Source organism: Mycobacterium sp. TY815, from assembly GCF_030755135.1.
Lineage (GTDB): Bacteria > Actinomycetota > Actinomycetes > Mycobacteriales > Mycobacteriaceae > Mycobacterium.
This window is the reverse complement of sequence record NZ_JAUFRX010000001.1, coordinates 2,252,744-2,267,517: the sequence shown is the minus strand read 5'-3', so window position 1 is coordinate 2,267,517 and position 14,774 is coordinate 2,252,744. Positions and strand designations below refer to the sequence as shown.

17 protein-coding genes are annotated in these 14,774 nt (G+C 67.4%); 14 read left to right on the top strand and 3 right to left on the bottom strand.

All coding sequences use genetic code 11. The features are described from left to right. From QXK92_RS09470 to trmD, 3 genes are read left to right on the top strand one after another with little or no spacing between them, the layout of a single operon-like run. On the top strand, positions 1-243 hold the full coding sequence (locus QXK92_RS09470; RefSeq protein WP_036354608.1) for an RNA-binding protein: 243 nt from the start codon (positions 1-3) through the stop codon (positions 241-243). A 10-nt stretch (positions 244-253) separates the two neighbouring features. Then, positions 254-775 carry a ribosome maturation factor RimM gene (gene rimM / locus QXK92_RS09465; protein WP_306241398.1) on the top strand — a complete coding sequence of 174 codons (522 nt, stop codon included), beginning with the start codon at positions 254-256 and terminating at the stop codon, positions 773-775. Further along, positions 772-1,458 carry a tRNA (guanosine(37)-N1)-methyltransferase TrmD gene (gene trmD / locus QXK92_RS09460; RefSeq protein ID WP_306241397.1) on the top strand — a complete coding sequence of 229 codons (687 nt, stop codon included), beginning with the start codon at positions 772-774 and terminating at the stop codon, positions 1,456-1,458. Before rimM ends, trmD begins: the two co-directional genes overlap by 4 nt. 102 nt (positions 1,459-1,560) lie before the next feature. Here trmD and QXK92_RS09455 read toward each other — a convergent pair whose 3' ends face one another. Continuing rightward, positions 1,561-2,514, bottom strand: coding sequence for a hypothetical protein (locus tag QXK92_RS09455; RefSeq protein ID WP_306241396.1), 954 nt, complete (start codon positions 2,512-2,514; stop codon positions 1,561-1,563). A 377-nt stretch (positions 2,515-2,891) separates the two neighbouring features. Here QXK92_RS09455 and rplS point away from each other — a divergent pair, with 377 nt between their 5' ends. Genes rplS through QXK92_RS09435 form a run of 4 tightly spaced genes read left to right on the top strand, consistent with a single transcriptional unit; the run spans position 2,892 to position 5,204 of the window. Further along, the gene (rplS, locus tag QXK92_RS09450; protein ID WP_044510756.1) at positions 2,892-3,233 is read left to right on the top strand and encodes a 50S ribosomal protein L19; all 342 of its coding nucleotides are present in this window, start codon (positions 2,892-2,894) and stop codon (positions 3,231-3,233) included. A 57-nt stretch (positions 3,234-3,290) separates the two neighbouring features. Beyond that, complete coding sequence (gene lepB / locus QXK92_RS09445; protein WP_306241395.1) at positions 3,291-4,145, top strand: signal peptidase I; 855 nt, start codon at positions 3,291-3,293, stop codon at positions 4,143-4,145. Positions 4,146-4,147: 2 nt separating this feature from the next. Then, a complete protein-coding gene (locus QXK92_RS09440) occupies positions 4,148-4,855 on the top strand; it encodes a ribonuclease HII (RefSeq protein WP_306241394.1) in 708 nt (235 codons plus the stop codon). 43 nt (positions 4,856-4,898) lie between these two features. Next, positions 4,899-5,204 (top strand): DUF2469 domain-containing protein, encoded by a 306-nt coding sequence (locus QXK92_RS09435; protein WP_012393608.1) that lies wholly within the window; start codon positions 4,899-4,901, stop codon positions 5,202-5,204. 4 nt (positions 5,205-5,208) lie between these two features. Here QXK92_RS09435 and QXK92_RS09430 read toward each other — a convergent pair whose 3' ends face one another. Together QXK92_RS09430 and QXK92_RS09425 are read right to left on the bottom strand one after the other, a co-directional pair. Beyond that, on the bottom strand, positions 5,209-5,958 hold the full coding sequence (locus tag QXK92_RS09430) for a GAF and ANTAR domain-containing protein (RefSeq protein WP_306241393.1): 750 nt from the start codon (positions 5,956-5,958) through the stop codon (positions 5,209-5,211). A gap of 57 nt (positions 5,959-6,015) precedes the next feature. Then, a complete protein-coding gene (locus tag QXK92_RS09425; RefSeq protein ID WP_306241392.1) occupies positions 6,016-7,371 on the bottom strand; it encodes a wax ester/triacylglycerol synthase family O-acyltransferase in 1,356 nt (451 codons plus the stop codon). Positions 7,372-7,498: 127 nt separating this feature from the next. On the opposite strand from QXK92_RS09425, the gene QXK92_RS09420 reads away from it, so the two are divergent. The 7 genes from QXK92_RS09420 (at position 7,499) to dprA (ending at position 14,772) form a co-directional block, all read left to right on the top strand. Further along, complete coding sequence (locus QXK92_RS09420) at positions 7,499-8,491, top strand: NAD-dependent epimerase/dehydratase family protein (protein ID WP_306241390.1); 993 nt, start codon at positions 7,499-7,501, stop codon at positions 8,489-8,491. 62 nt (positions 8,492-8,553) lie between these two features. Continuing rightward, positions 8,554-9,375, top strand: a complete 822-nt coding sequence (gene fdhD / locus QXK92_RS09415) for a formate dehydrogenase accessory sulfurtransferase FdhD (protein ID WP_306241389.1) — start codon at positions 8,554-8,556, stop codon at positions 9,373-9,375. Between the two features lie 48 nt (positions 9,376-9,423). Next, positions 9,424-9,654: a deoxyribodipyrimidine photolyase gene (locus QXK92_RS09410; protein ID WP_306241387.1), complete on the top strand. Its 231-nt coding sequence runs from the start codon at positions 9,424-9,426 to the stop codon at positions 9,652-9,654. 76 nt (positions 9,655-9,730) lie between these two features. After that, the gene (locus tag QXK92_RS09405) at positions 9,731-11,626 is read left to right on the top strand and encodes a serine/threonine-protein kinase (RefSeq protein WP_306241385.1); all 1,896 of its coding nucleotides are present in this window, start codon (positions 9,731-9,733) and stop codon (positions 11,624-11,626) included. A 121-nt stretch (positions 11,627-11,747) separates the two neighbouring features. Beyond that, the gene (locus QXK92_RS09400; protein ID WP_306241384.1) at positions 11,748-12,125 is read left to right on the top strand and encodes a YraN family protein; all 378 of its coding nucleotides are present in this window, start codon (positions 11,748-11,750) and stop codon (positions 12,123-12,125) included. Next, positions 12,125-13,636, top strand: coding sequence for a YifB family Mg chelatase-like AAA ATPase (locus QXK92_RS09395; RefSeq protein WP_306241383.1), 1,512 nt, complete (start codon positions 12,125-12,127; stop codon positions 13,634-13,636). The genes QXK92_RS09400 and QXK92_RS09395 overlap by 1 nt, the downstream gene beginning before the upstream one ends. Continuing rightward, the gene (dprA, locus tag QXK92_RS09390; protein ID WP_306241382.1) at positions 13,633-14,772 is read left to right on the top strand and encodes a DNA-processing protein DprA; all 1,140 of its coding nucleotides are present in this window, start codon (positions 13,633-13,635) and stop codon (positions 14,770-14,772) included. Before QXK92_RS09395 ends, dprA begins: the two co-directional genes overlap by 4 nt. The last annotated feature ends 2 nt before the right edge of the window (positions 14,773-14,774 follow it).

The window sequence follows — 14,774 nt, the reverse complement described above, 5'->3', positions numbered from 1 at the left end:
ATGAGCACCGTCGTGGTCGACGCCGTCGAACACCTGGTCCGTGGCATCGTCGACAATCCTGACGACGTCCGGGTCGACCTGGTGACCAGCCGTCGCGGGCGCACCGTCGAGGTCCACGTCCACCCTGACGACCTGGGCAAGGTGATCGGCCGGGGCGGACGTACCGCCACCGCGCTGCGCACCCTGGTCGCCGGTATCGGCGGCCGCGGAATCCGCGTCGACGTGGTGGACACCGACCAATAGCAGCGCTCACATGGAGCTGATCGTCGGGCGCGTGGCCAAGGCGCACGGCATCACCGGCGAACTCGTCGTCGACGTTCGCACCGACGATCCCGACGTCCGGTTCGCGCCGGGTGCCACCCTGCGCGCCAAGAAGCCCCGCGATCCGGGTCCGGCCCGCAGCTACGTCGTCGAAAAGGCGCGCCCGCACGGCGCCCGGCTGCTGGTGCGCCTGGCCGGGGTCGCCGACCGTGACACCGCCGACGCGATGCGCGGCTGCCTATTCGTCATCGACTCCGACGAGTTGCCACCGATCGACGAGCCGGACACCTACTACGACCACCAGCTGGAGGGACTCCGGGTCCGCACCGCAGCGGGTCAGGAGATCGGCGTGGTCGCGGAGGTCCTGCATACCGCAGGCGGCGAATTGCTCGCCGTCAAAAGCGAATCCGGTGAACTGCTGGTGCCGTTCGTCAGCGCGATCGTGACGTCGGTGTCGCTGGACGACGGCACCCTCGAGATCGAACCGCCGGACGGTCTGCTGGATCTGGAATGAGAATCGACGTCGTCACAATCTTCCCGGCGTACCTCGAGCCGCTGCGGGAATCGCTGCCCGGCAAGGCTATTGCATCGGGTCTCGTCGACCTGCAGGTGCACGATCTGCGGCGGTGGACCTACGACTTGCACCATTCGGTGGATGACTCGCCCTACGGCGGGGGACCGGGCATGGTCATGAAGGCGCCGGTATGGGGTGAGGCGCTGGACGAAATCTGTTCGGACGACACGCTTCTGGTCGTTCCCAGTCCCGCCGGGGTGCTCTTCGACCAGTCCACCGCGCAGCGGTGGAGTTCGGAGCGGCATCTGGTCTTCGCCTGTGGGCGCTACGAGGGCATCGACCAGCGGGTGGTCGAGGACTCCGCGCGCTGGATGCGCGTGGAAGAGGTGTCGATCGGCGATTACGTGCTGCCCGGCGGCGAGTCGGCGGCACTGGTGATGATCGAGGCCGTGCTGCGACTGATGACCGGTGTGCTGGGTAATCCTGCGTCGGCTCAACACGATTCGCACTCGCCGGGCCTGGACCGCCTGCTCGAGGGTCCCAGTTATACGCGCCCGCCGAGCTGGCGCGGCCTGGACGTCCCGGAGATTCTGCTGTCGGGTGACCATGCGCGGATCGCCGCCTGGCGCCGCGAGGTGTCACTGCAGCGGACGCGGGAACGCCGGCCGGAGCTGCTGGACTGATTTAGGCGTCCACCCCCCTACACCCGGGCGCACTCATCCACCCTGTAAATCCGCAGCGAAAGTGCGAGTGGCGGCCTGCAATTTTGCAGGCTCGGTGATGCACTAGATGCGGCCGTTGGGGAAGATCGTCTTGACCGCTTGGGTGATGGTGTCGCGCGCAGTCGCGTCATCGGAGGGCTGCAGCGACTCGATCACCATGATGTAGCGGCGGTCTTTGCCGATTACGCCGGTCGACAGATGCATCCAGTCGGCGCCTATGCAGCACATCCAGCCCTGTTTGACCGCGACTGGTTCCGCATAGAGACCGTCGGGGATCCCGAAGCGCTGGGGATAGCCGTCGATGCCCGTCGGGGTCGACTTGGCCAGGTCGTTGACGATCAGCTTGGCGCGCTCCATGGGCAGCCCACCCGAGCCGTCGAGAAGCATTTCGTAATAGCGGATCAGGTCGGGCGCCGAACTGATGGTGTTCCACCACCGCCCGTCGCTGGGCGGCGCCGTCGAGGTCAGGCCGTACCGGCTCGCCACCTGGGTGATGATCGCGTCGCCGCCGTCCTGGCCCCAGAAACGCTCGGCCGCCCCGTCGTCGGACGACTGCAGCATCACATCCAGTGACTGGCGGTCCTCGGGGGAGAGCACCGACCTGCCCTCGGACTCTCGCAGCAGCAGGTCATCGGCGATGAACAGTTTGGCCACCGACGCCGTGGCGATGATCTGGGTGTTGCCGTTGGAGACCAGCTGGTGGGTCGCGCGGTCAAGGATGGCCACCGCTAGGGTGGCGCCGCTGGCCGCAGCCTGGTCGGTGGCCTGCTGGATGCGCGCCTGCACGCCGGCCAGCCCGCTCGGCGTGAGACTCGGCAGCGCCATCGGCTGTGCGGTGGGGGTGATGGCCCGCAGCAACAGCTCGACCAGCTGCTGCTGCGGCTGGGCCTGCTGCTGGGTCGCCGTCTGATCGGTGGAGTTGAACGTTTTCGCGTGGACCGTGGCCTCGCACCCGGCCACCACCACCAACGCAGCCGCCGCTACGGCGGAAAGCAACGTCAGCGGCCGGGCTCGCATGGCACTCCTTCGGCATCCTCGGGCTTCTTCAAGGCATCCGTGCGGGGCGGCCGCTGCGCAATTCCGTGCCATCTGCGCCGGGTATCCGGCTTTAGCGGGTCCTGGGAAGGGTTTGGATCCGCGCGGTTCGACCCCAGCTATATGTACCACTTGCAGGCGGTTTAGGGCGGTCGCGAACCACTACAGTTTCCTGTGATTTTCACTGCATGCGCCCCGTCTGGCACAATTGGCCAGTTGTCGTTCAGCGGTTGTCGGCGGGCCCGGTGCCTACCGCCTGCTGGGGGATACACCCAAGAAGCCCTAACCATCGGCTTGGTGACCGTCGCATGCCTGCGTGCGGTCGGCCAAGTCGCAAACCCCGAGGAAGTGTCTTTCCAATGAACAGGCTGGACTTCGTCGACCAGGCGTCGCTGCGCGACGACATCCCCGCGTTCAACCCGGGCGACACCATCAACGTTCACGTCAAGGTGATCGAGGGCGCCAAAGAGCGCATCCAGGTCTTCAAGGGCGTCGTGATCCGTCGCCAGGGTGGCGGCATCCGCGAGACGTTCACGGTGCGCAAGGAGAGCTACGGCGTTGGCGTCGAGCGGACCTTCCCGGTCCATTCGCCGAACATCGACCACATCGAGGTGGTGACTCGTGGCGACGTCCGTCGCGCCAAGCTGTACTACCTGCGTGAGCTCCGCGGCAAGAAGGCCAAGATCAAGGAAAAGCGCTGACCGCGGACGCGACCCGGCGTCCACAGCCCCACGCCTCGTGCTGGCTACCCTGATCTCGTGACTGACACTGAGGATTCTTCTCCGGAGGACTCGCCCTCGGAGCGCCGGCCGGACACCGCCAAGCCGGAGTCGGCTGCGCCGGAGACCGATCCGGAGGGCGAGGCCGTCGCCGATCCCAAGGGAAAGCGGAAGAAGGACAAACCCGAGAAGCGCTCGACGCTGCGGGAACTGACCACACTCGCGGTCGTCGCGATCGTGCTCTACTACGTGATGCTGACCTTCGTGGCGCGTCCCTACCTGATTCCTTCGGAGTCGATGGAGCCCACCCTGCACGGGTGCTCCACATGTGTCGGTGACCGCATCATGGTCGACAAGCTGACCTACCGGTTCAGCTCACCGAAACCGGGCGACGTCATCGTCTTCAAAGGTCCGCCGTCGTGGAACGTCGGCTACAAGTCGATCCGCTCACCCAACACCCTGGTGCGCTGGGTCCAGAATGCGCTGTCCTTCATCGGTTTCGTGCCGCCCGACGAAAACGACCTGGTGAAGCGGGTGATCGCAGTCGGCGGGCAGACGGTGCAGTGTCGCGCGGACACCGGGCTTACGGTCAACGGCAAGCCGTTGAAGGAGCCTTACCTGGACCCGAGCACGATGATGGCCGACCCGTCGGTCTACCCGTGCCTGGGCAGCGAGTTCGGGCCCGTCACCGTGCCGGAGGGGCGGTTGTGGGTGATGGGGGACAACCGCACGCACTCGGCGGATTCCCGCGCCCACTGCCCGATGCAGTGCACGGGTGACCCCACGGCAGGCACCGTGCCGGTCGCCAACGTCATCGGCAAGGCCCGATTCATCGTGTGGCCGCCCAAGCGATGGGGTGGTGTGAGTTCGATTGACCCTCAGCAGGGTCAGTGACCATGGCCACCACCTGGCCACCGCGGACGGTGATCCGCAAGTCTGCCGGTCTACGCACGCTGGAATCCGCGCTGTACCGCAGCGGTCTGGGCCCGGTCGCCGGGGTGGACGAAGTCGGTCGCGGCGCGTGTGCCGGCCCGCTGGTGGTGGCCGCTTGCGTGCTCGGTCCGGGACGGCTGGAAAGCCTTGCGGCCCTTGATGATTCGAAGAAGCTGACCGAGAAGGCCAGGGAGAAGCTGTTTCCGCTCATCCGTCGCTATGCACTGGCCTATCACGTGGTGTTCATTCCCTCGACCGAGGTGGACCGCCGCGGTGTGCACGTGGCCAACATAGAAGGCATGCGGCGCGCGGTGGCCGGCTTGTCGGTGCGGCCGGGATACGTGCTCAGCGACGGCTTCCGGGTGCCCGGGTTGTCGGTCCCGTCCCTGCCGGTGATCGGCGGCGACGCGGCGGCCGCCTGCATCGCCGCGGCCAGCGTGCTGGCCAAGGTCAGCCGGGACAGGCTGATGGTCGCCATGGATGCCGACCATCCCGGCTACGGTTTCGCCGACCACAAGGGATACAGCACGCCGGCCCACAGTCGCGCGCTCGCAGAGCTCGGTCCGTGCCCGCAACACCGGTATTCGTTCATCAACGTGCGCCGGGTCGCGACGGGCGGCACGGCCGAGTTCATCGCAGAGTGCCCGAGCGATGGCGACGATTTCTGTTGAGAGAAGATGGGGCAGCAGCTCCGGGAGAAGGACGTCTGAACTGATGAGTGCCGAGGATCTCGAAAAGTACGAAACCGAGATGGAGCTCTCGCTGTACCGCGAATACAAGGACATCGTCGGTCAGTTCAGCTACGTCGTGGAAACCGAGCGCCGCTTCTATCTCGCCAACAGCGTGGAAATGGTGCCGCGCAACGCCGACGGCGAGGTCTATTTCGAACTGCGCCTGGCCGACGCGTGGGTGTGGGACATGTACCGCCCGGCTCGTTTCGTCAAGCAGGTGCGGGTGGTGACGTTCAAGGACGTCAACATCGAAGAGGTCGAGAAGCCCGAGCTGCGGCTGCCTGAATAGCAGCTCAGGCGTCCTCCTCCGAGTCCGGCAGATTGCCGCGGGACTCGATGACCTTGCGCGCCACGTCGGCGAGTTTGATGTTGAGGCTCTGCGAGTGGCGCCGCAACAGATCGAAGGCGTCGTCCTCGTTCATGTCGTGCAGCATCATCAGCATGCCGACCGCTTTGCCGATCTCCCGGTTGCTCAGCAGCCCCCGGCGCAGGCTGGTGGCGTCCTCGCCGTGCGCGATGGCGTTAATTGCGACGCTGGCGAAGGACGCCAGCACCGCGGCACGGCCCGCGGCCTCCGAGTCGAACTTGTTGGGAGTCTCGCTGAACAGGTTCAGCGCCGCGCCTTTGCGCTTGTCGATCAGGAGCCGAAAACCCATCGCGCCGCGCACCGGCGTCTCCTCGATGAGCCGGGCGGCGAAGTGCGGCCACTGGTTCGGCTTGGTCAGGTCGGGTTCGATCTGCGGCGTCTCTTCCTCGATCGCATCGATGCACGGACCGTCGCCGGAACGGCGTTCGAGATCGTCGATGCGGTGGGCCAGGCGCGAACTGGCGCCCACCGTCACATAACGATCGTCCCGCTTGACCAACAGGCTGGCGTGGTCACAACCCGGGACCACCAGGGTGGCTGCCACGCAGATCGCGGCATACATCTGGGTCGCATCTGAACCCTGATAGATGATCTCGGCGAGGGCGGCGAAAACCGTTCCCGGGTCAGCCGTGAGTGCACCAGGTGCTGCACTCGCGGCGGTGGTTTCGTCGGCCACGTCGCTTCCTCCCTTCGGCGCTGCTATGGCCGTAGAGTAGCGGGGCCGCGCACGGCCTCACACGCCGACGGCGCGTTCGAGATCTTTCAGAGATGTCTCCAGGTGACTCAGCATGCGTTGCAGGTGCGGCACACTGCCTCTGGCGCCGACGAGCCCGAAGTCCAGATTCTCGGCGTTGTTGGTCACCGTGATGTTCATCGCTTGACCGTCCAAGGTTATCGACAACGGGTAGTTGCCCACCATTTGAGCTCCCCGCCAGTACAGCGGCTCCTTGGAGCCGGGCACGTTGGAGATCACGATGTTGAACGGTGGCGGGGCGGTCCGGATGAACCCGGGAATGAGTCCGAGGAACAGCCCGCCGGTCATGAAGGCCGACAGGGCGAGTTGCTGAACCTTGGGCAGCTGGTTGAACACCTCTTTCTGCTCGCTCATCGACGAGCTGATGCCCTGGATGCGCTTTCCCGCGTCTTCGATGTGGGTGTTGAGGTTGCACAGCACGGTGCCCACCGAGTTCCCGCCGCTCTCGGCCTCACCTTCCTTGCGCAGGCTCACCGGCACCATCGCGATCAGCGAGGTGTCCGGGAGAGCGTTCTGCTCGATCAGATAGGTCCGCAGCGCCCCGGCGGACATGGCCAGCACGACGTCGTTGAAGGAGGCATTCGCGGCGTCCTTCACCGCGAATATCCGTTCCAACGGCCAGGACTGGGCGGCAATGCGCCTGGCGCCGCCGATCCTCACGTTGAACATGGTCTTCGGTGCCCGGAACGGGAAGGTCAGTTGCTGCTCCAGCAACGCCGCACGGGCCAGGGACAGTGTCGACGGCGCCAGAGCGGCGGTCGAGCGCACGGTGTCGGTCAGCGTGTCCAGCGGCGACGATTTGTGGCCGCCGGCCCGCTGCCGGGGCTTCAGCTCCCATGGCACCCGCACTTCGTCATCTTCGGGGTCGTCGGTGAAGGCGCGCTGCATCAACCGCAGCGCGGACACTCCGTCCATCAGCGAGTGGTGGAACTTGGTGTATACCGCGTAGCGCCCGTCGTTGAGGCCCTCCACCAGGTGCGCTTCCCACAGCGGACGGTGGCGGTCCAGCAGGCTGCCGTGCAGCCGGGAGGCCAACTCGAGCAGTTCGCGGACCCGTCCCGGGCGTGGCAGCGCGGAGCGACGGAAGTGGTAGTCGAGCTCGACCTCGCGTTGATGCGACCACGCAAGGTTGGTGACCGGACCGAAGAACGCCGGGTGCTTGTTGAAGGTGGGTTGGACGTCAGTGCACCGCAGCATCGACTCGTAGGCCTCGGTCACGAAATCGTCGTCGGCACCTTCCGGCGGCTTGAACAACTGCAGCGCGCCGACGTGCATGGGGTGTTCGCGAGATTCGCCGACCAGGAACATGGAGTCGGCCGGTGCTATCAGCTGCATGGTTCCTCTTTCGCCGGGAGGCCCGATGTGAACGCGCTATGAATAACCATCTGCCGCAGTTCGCACACATCTGTGAGCTACGACTTTTTGCGTTTGGCCAGAGCCGGCGATGGGAAGCTTCGTTCAAATGGGACTTACTGTCGCCGTGACCGGTCCGACCGGGGAGATCGGCATTTCGGCTGTCACGGCTTTGGAGCGCGAACCGGCTATCACCAAGATCCTCGGGATGGCGCGCCGGCCGTTCGATCCGCTGACGCGCGGCTGGACCAAGACGACGTACGTCCAGGGCGACATCCTCGATCGTGAGGCGGTCGACGCCCTGGTCGCCGACGCCGACGTGGTGGTCCACCTGGCGTTCATCGTGATGGGCTCGCGCGAGGAGAGCGAACGGGTCAACCTGCAGGGCACCCGCAACGTGTTCGAGGCGACCGTCGAAGCGCAGAAGGCATCCGGACAGCCACGCCGTCTGGTCTACACCTCATCGGTGGCCGCCTACGGCTACCACTCGGACAACCCGGTGCCGCTGACCGAGGACGTTCCGACCCGTGGTTCGGCCGAGCACTACTACTCGGCGCAGAAGTCGGCCTGCGAAGCGGTGCTGGCCGAAATCACCGCGGACTCGCCGCTGGATGTGTTCGTGCTGCGGCCGTGCATCGTCGCGGGTCCCGAGGCGCCCGCGCTGGCCGACGCGATGCCGTGGAACCAGCTGCCCGCTCCGATGCGCGCGGTGTCCAAGGTGCTGCAGAAACTCAAGCCGGTGATCCCTGATCCGGGAGTGCCGCTGCAGCTGGTGCACCACGACGACGTCGCCGCCGCGATTGCCCTGGCGGCCGTCGCCCCGGCCCCGCCGGGGGCTTACAACATCGCCGGCAACGGGGTGGTGACGATCAGCGATGTCGCCCGGGCCCTGGGTGGCCGACCGGTACGCGTGCCTGCCGTGGCGGCGTCGGCCGCATCGGCCGCGATCTCGCATCTGCCGTTCGTGCCCTCGCTGATGGAGTGGCTGCATGTGGCGCGCGCGTCGGTGGTCATGGACACCACCCGGGCCCAACGCGAACTCGGCTGGCATCCGACGCACACGTCGGCGGAGGCGCTCGAGTCGCTGGCCTCAGCGGTGTGAGGCCGCCCGGGGTACGTTGAGGCCGTGACAGCGCAGACTGCGAGGTCGGCGGGGAAGACCCTGTGCGGCACCTGACCGCGCGCCGGCGGGTCCGGCATCTGGCCGCCGGCCAGGCGACGACCCGTCAGGAGACCCTGGCCGTCGAGGAGCCGCTGGAGATACGCCTCAACGGCACGCCGAGCACCGTCACGATGCGCACCCCGGGGTCGGATTTCGAACTGGCGCAAGGATTTCTGCTCACCGAAGGGATCATCGCGCAGCGCGCAGACGTGCAGACCATCCGCTACTGCGACGGCCGCGACGACGACGGCGCCAACAGCTACAACGTGCTCGACGTGACGCTGGCGCCCGGTGTCGAAACGCCGAGCCTGGACGTCACGCGCAACTTCTACACCACCTCGTCGTGCGGGGTCTGCGGCAAGGCCTCGCTGGAGGCGGTGCGACTGATCAGCCGGCATGCGCCCGGCGACGACCCGGCAACCGTCTCCGCGGCCGCGTTGCGGGCGATGCCGGATCAGCTTCGCGGCGGGCAGAAGGTCTTCGCCGCCACCGGCGGCTTGCACGCGGCGGCCCTGTTCGGGGTGGACGGCACCATGCTCGCGGTGCGGGAGGACATCGGCCGGCACAACGCGGTCGACAAGGTCGTCGGCTGGGCGCTGGAGCACGGGCGGGTGCCGCTGGCCGGATCGGTGTTGCTGGTCAGCGGGCGGGCGTCGTTCGAGTTGACGCAGAAGGCGCTGATGGCCGGCATCCCGGTGCTGGCCGCGGTGTCCGCGCCGTCGTCGCTGGCCGTAGCGTTGGCCGAGGAATCCGGGATCACGCTGGTGGCTTTCCTGCGGGAGGACTCGATGAACGTCTACAGCCGGGCGGACCGGGTTGAGTGACCCCCGGCGCGGGTAGCCGCTCGGAATCACATACGTGAGGAGACGGCCGTGCTGCATGAAATGGTGTTAGCCGCGCAGAGCAATCCCGAGGCAGCGGGATTCATCCTGCGCGGTATCAAAGGGATCTTCGTCGCGATAGGCAGCGTCATCGCGGCCGTCATCTGCGCCCTGGTCGCGTCGATGAAGGGCCGCAGCGCTCTGTTCTGGGGCATCCTCGGGCTGTTCTTCAGCATCTTCACGCTGATCGTGGTCATCATCATCCCCAGCAAGAAGACCTGATCGACTGCCCAGCACTGGCGCTGCCTTCCGTCTAATCTGTTGCTGACTTGAAGCGACAGTCCGCTGGGGAGGCGCCGTGGAGGGGACACCCTTTGGCCGTTACCGGCTGATCGAATTGATCGGCCGGGGCGGCATGGGCGAGGTGTGGCGCGCGTTCGACACCGAGACGCAGCGGGTGGTCGCGGTCAAGGTGCTGCCGGCCAATCTGGCCAGTGACCCCATGTTCGAGCAGCGTTTCCGCCGGGAGGCCCTGGCCGCCGCCGGTCTCACCGACCCGCATGTGGTGCCCATCCACCACTTCGGGGAGATCGAGGGTCGCCTCTACGTTGACATGCGCCTGATTGAGGGGCGCGACCTGCAAACCGTCCTCGCCGATGGCCCGCTGGAGCCGTCCCGTGCCATCGGCATCGTCGAACAGGTGGCCTCGGCCCTGCGCGCTGCGCACCGGGTCGGCCTGGTGCACCGCGACGTCAAACCGTCCAACATCCTGGTCGCAGAAAACGACTTCGCGTATCTGATCGATTTCGGCATCGCCCGCGCGGCCGGGGAGACGCAGATGACGGGCACCGGCAACGTGATCGGCACCTGGGCGTACCTGGCCCCCGAACGGGTGACCAGTGGGCAGTCCGATGCGCGAGCCGACACCTACGCCCTCGCATGCGTCCTGCACGAATGCCTGACCGGCAGCCAACCGTTCCCCGGCAAGAGCATCGAACAACAGATCGGCGGTCATCTCGGTTTGCCGCCGCCCCGGCCGTCGGTTCTCCGCGGCGAATTGCCGGCCGCACTGGACGAGGTCATCGCCACCGGGATGGCGAAGAATCCGGATGACCGCTATGCGGCGGTGACGGAGCTGGCGGCGGCCGCCCGGGCGGCACTGACGGATCCGGTCGGCGTGCAGAAGGTCGACATGGCTTCTCGCGCAGCGCCTTCCGTTTCAGATGACGAAACGCAGGTTGCGGATCGCCGGCCGTCGGCGACTGATCCGACCCTCGCCGCACCGCACCCGCCGGCCACACCGGATGCCAGGGGGCGCAAGAAATTCCCGGCCAAGATGGCCGCGGCGGGACTCACGGCGGTGCTCGTCGTCATCGGAACCGTGGTCGCCTTCCTCGTCTGGCCGGAGCCCCGCAAACCGGTCCCCAAACCGCCCGCCGCACTCGCCAACACCGGTCCGTTCACCGGTGTTTTCACGGTTGACTACGGACCCGAAACCACATTGGGTGGCAAGCCGATAACAGACTCGTCGCCAACCAAGCGGCAGTGGGCGGTGCGGTCACAATGTGCCGCACGGGGTTGCGTGGCCACGGCGGTGAGTCGTGCGACGTCGGACAAGCCGGCTTCCGACTTGGTATTCGACGACATCGGCGGCGTCTGGATTTCGGTGTACACCGCACGCTGGAAATGTCATGACCAGGATGTCGAGCAGTTCCGCGCGATCTCGCTGCGACCCCGGCCGGACGGCTCGCTCTTCGGTGAAGCAAGGGCCGAAGATGCCGAGGGTTGTTCGAGCACGAGAACGGTGACGGTGAGGCGGACCGGAGATGTCGGTCAGGCCGACGGAGTCGATGATCCCACCGCTGTTGCGCCGCGGGTGGCGTCGCCGGCAGCGGGAGCCCGCGGCCGCTATCACGAGACGTTGTCCTTCAAGACGAAGACCTACGAGTACGACCTCACATCAGTCACCGACTGCCTGCGCGATGCGACGCGCTGCATGACGGTATTTTTCGCCCCGGACGTCGTTACCCCATTGGTCTTCTTTAACGGAAGCTGGCGTCAGAACAACAGCTTTTCCCGATCGTGCGCCAAGGGCGGGACGTCCACGGTGCGGAATACGGTCGACTTTCCGATGCCTCAGCCACCTCAGGATCCGATCGGGCAGCTGACCGGGCGCGGCCACCAGGAAATCTCAGGTTCGGCATGTGCGGCCAACAACGACTACGAGGACAAGTACGTCAGGACCGGTGACTGAAAGGCATTGCGCCGCAGATCTTGTGAATAACTGGGCAACTGGGGATAGAACCCTGGTTCCGGCGCGTTGAGGCCCCGGTTGCGGGCCGCCGATGTCGGCACCCGCGGGCACCTTGTGCGGCATGACGACCCACAGATCGATGACGAGAGCTCAGCTCGGGGCTTGGGGCGAACAGCTGGCCGTCGACCATCTGACCCGCCATGGGCTTGAGATTCTGGGCCGTAACTGGCGCTGCCGCTACGGCGAACTTGATCTCATCGCTTATGAGAAAACCTGCAGCACAATAGTTTTCGTCGAGGTCAAGACCCGCACCGGGGACGGTTACGGCGGGCTGGCCGAGGCGGTGACCGAAGCCAAAGTGCGGCGGTTGCGCCGCCTGGCCGCCCTGTGGCTCGCCGGACAAGATCAACGCTGGGCCGCGATCCGCATCGACGTGATCGGGGTGCGGGTCGGTCGGCAGCCGGTACCGGAGCTCACTCACGTGCAAGGCATCGGCTGATGGCACTGGGACATGCGTTCTCTGTTGCCGTTCAAGGGCTCGACGGGCAGATCGTGGAGATCGAAGCAGACATCGCCTCGGGGTTGCCCGGTGTGTATCTGGTGGGTCTGCCGGACGCGGCATTGCAGGAGTCGCGCAACCGGGTGCGCGCGGCGGTCAACAACTCCGGCAACGAATGGCCGATGGTGCGGCTGACGCTGGCACTGTCACCTGCCACGTTGCCGAAGATGGGGTCGGTCTACGACATTGCGCTGGCTGCGGCGGTGCTGTCGGCGCAACGGAAGACGTCCTGGGATCGGCTGGCGAAGACGGTGCTGCTGGGGGAGTTGTCGCTGGACGGGCGGGTGCGGGCGGTGCGCGGGGTGCTGCCGGCTGTGCTCGCCGCCAAGCGGGACGGCTGGCCGTCGGTCGTCGTCCCGGCCGACAACCTGGCCGAGGCGAGCCTGGTCGACGGCATCGACGTCTGGGGGGTGCGCACGCTGCGGCAGCTGCAGGGCTGGCTCGGCGGAACGGCCGCCCTGGATCAACGGATCGTCGCGTCGGCCCCCCTCGAGGAGCCGCCCGCTGATCTCGCCGATGTGGTGGGCCAGTCGCAGGCCCGGTTCGCTGTCGAGGTGGCCGCCGCCGGAGCCCATCACCTGATGCTGACCGGACCGCCCGGCGTAGGCAAAACGATGCTCGCACAACGGCTTCCGGGCCTGTTGCCACCGCTGTCGGACAGCGAATCGCTGGAGGTGACCGCGATCCATTCGGTCGCCGGACTGTTGTCCGCCGATACACCGCTGCTCAGGCGGCCCCCGTTTGTCGCGCCTCACCACAATTCCACCGTCGCAGCGCTTGTCGGCGGCGGCTCGGGAATGGCCCGCCCGGGAGCGGTCAGCCGCGCGCACCGCGGCGTCCTGTTCCTCGACGAATGCGCGGAAATCAGCGTCAGCGTATTGGAAGCGTTGCGAACACCGTTGGAAGACGGCGAAATTCGGCTGGCGCGGCGCGACGGGGTGGCCTGTTACCCGGCGCGGTTCCAATTGGTGCTGGCCGCCAACCCCTGCCCGTGCGCACCGGCCGACCCGCAGGACTGCATCTGCGCCGCAGCGGTCAAGCGCCGGTATCTGGGCAAGCTGTCCGGCCCGCTGCTGGACCGGGTGGATCTGCGAGTGCAGATGAATCCGGTCCGGGCGGGCGCGTTCGGGGTGGCCGCCGGGGAATCGACGGCGCAGGTGCGCCAGCGGGTGACGGCGGCGCGGGAAGCGGCTGCCGAGCGGTGGCGCTCCCACGGTTTCCGCACCAACGCCGAAGTCACCGGACCGTTGCTGCGGCGCAAATTCCGGCCCAGCAGCACCGCGATGGAGCCGCTGGGCAAGGCGCTGGACGACGGCCTGCTCAGTATCCGCGGCGTGGACCGCACGCTGCGCGTCGCGTGGAGCCTGGCCGATCTGGCCGGCCGTACCTCGCCCGGTCTGTCCGAGGTCGCGACCGCACTGAGTTTCCGGCAGGCGGGGGCGCTGCGATGAGCGACAGCTCCACGATGCGCGCCTGGGCATACCTGTCGCGGGTCGCCGAACCGCCCTGCGCGGAACTCGCGGCCCTGGTGGCCAGTGTCGGGCCGCAAGAGGCGGCCGAGCGGGTCCGGCGCGGCCTGGTCGATGACGACCTCGTCCGGCTCACCGCGGCGCGCCGCGAGATCGACCGGACTGCAACGGATCTCGAGGTGATTCACCGCCGTGGCGGCCGACTGGTGACGCCGGATGACGACGAGTGGCCGGTGCTCGCCTTTGCCGCGTTCGACGGCGCCCGGTCCAGGAACACCATGCCGATGGTGTTGTGGGCGGCGGGTCCCGCGCGCCTGGACGACGTGGCCGCGCGTGCGGCCGCACTGGTCGGCACCCGGGCCGCGACGGCTTACGGCGAACACATCGCCGGCGAACTGGCCTCCGGGCTCGCGCAGCGCGACATCGCCGTAGTCTCCGGCGCCGCCTACGGCATCGACGGGGCGGCTCACCGCGCCGCCCTGGCCGCCGACGGGATCACCGTCGCCGTCCTGGCCAGCGGGCTGGACATCCCGTACCCGGCCGGTCATTCCGCGCTGCTGCACCGCATCGCCCAACACGGTCTGGTCTGCACCGAGTACCCGCCCGGGGTACGCCCGGCCCGGTTCCGCTTTCTCACCCGCAATCGGCTGGTGGCCGCCCTGGCGGGCGCCGCGGTGGTGGTGGAGGCGGGACTGCGCAGTGGGGCCGCGAACACCGCCGCCTGGGCGCGATCGCTGGGCCGCGTCGTGGCCGCGGTACCGGGGCCGGTGACGTCGTCGGCATCGGCGGGTTGTCACGCGCTGCTGCGCAACGGCGCGGAGCTGGTCACCCGCTACGAGGACGTCGTGGAGTTGGTCGGCCACATCGGTGAGCTGGCGCCCGACGAGCCGCGGCCCGCCACCGCCCTCGACGAGCTGGGGGAGACCGAGCGACGCGTCTATGAGGCGCTACCCGGCCGGGGCGCGTCCGTGGTCGACGAGATCGCCGTCGCCGCGGGCTTGGCGCCAGAACTCGTGCTGGGGCCGCTGGCACTGCTGGAACTCATGGGTCTGGCCGAGTGCCGCGACGGGTGCTGGCGGATTGTGCGTCAGCGGCGTCGCCAGAGCCGACTCGTATAGTC

What these genes read in the sequence shown, in the direction of transcription:
- QXK92_RS09440 (WP_306241394.1), top strand. Translation starts at nt 4,148, where the DNA reads ATGGCCACCACCTGGCCACCGCGGACGGTGATCCGCAAGTCTGCCGGT.
- QXK92_RS09470 (WP_036354608.1), top strand. Translation starts at nt 1, where the DNA reads ATGAGCACCGTCGTGGTCGACGCCGTCGAACACCTGGTCCGTGGCATC.
- trmD (WP_306241397.1), top strand. Translation starts at nt 772, where the DNA reads ATGAGAATCGACGTCGTCACAATCTTCCCGGCGTACCTCGAGCCGCTG.
- QXK92_RS09400 (WP_306241384.1), top strand. Translation starts at nt 11,748, where the DNA reads ATGACGACCCACAGATCGATGACGAGAGCTCAGCTCGGGGCTTGGGGC.
- QXK92_RS09420 (WP_306241390.1), top strand. Translation starts at nt 7,499, where the DNA reads ATGGGACTTACTGTCGCCGTGACCGGTCCGACCGGGGAGATCGGCATT.
- dprA (WP_306241382.1), top strand. Translation starts at nt 13,633, where the DNA reads ATGAGCGACAGCTCCACGATGCGCGCCTGGGCATACCTGTCGCGGGTC.
- QXK92_RS09395 (WP_306241383.1), top strand. Translation starts at nt 12,125, where the DNA reads ATGGCACTGGGACATGCGTTCTCTGTTGCCGTTCAAGGGCTCGACGGG.
- QXK92_RS09455 (WP_306241396.1), bottom strand. Translation starts at nt 2,514, where the DNA reads ATGCGAGCCCGGCCGCTGACGTTGCTTTCCGCCGTAGCGGCGGCTGCG.
- QXK92_RS09435 (WP_012393608.1), top strand. Translation starts at nt 4,899, where the DNA reads ATGAGTGCCGAGGATCTCGAAAAGTACGAAACCGAGATGGAGCTCTCG.
- QXK92_RS09425 (WP_306241392.1), bottom strand. Translation starts at nt 7,371, where the DNA reads ATGCAGCTGATAGCACCGGCCGACTCCATGTTCCTGGTCGGCGAATCT.
- rimM (WP_306241398.1), top strand. Translation starts at nt 254, where the DNA reads ATGGAGCTGATCGTCGGGCGCGTGGCCAAGGCGCACGGCATCACCGGC.
- rplS (WP_044510756.1), top strand. Translation starts at nt 2,892, where the DNA reads ATGAACAGGCTGGACTTCGTCGACCAGGCGTCGCTGCGCGACGACATC.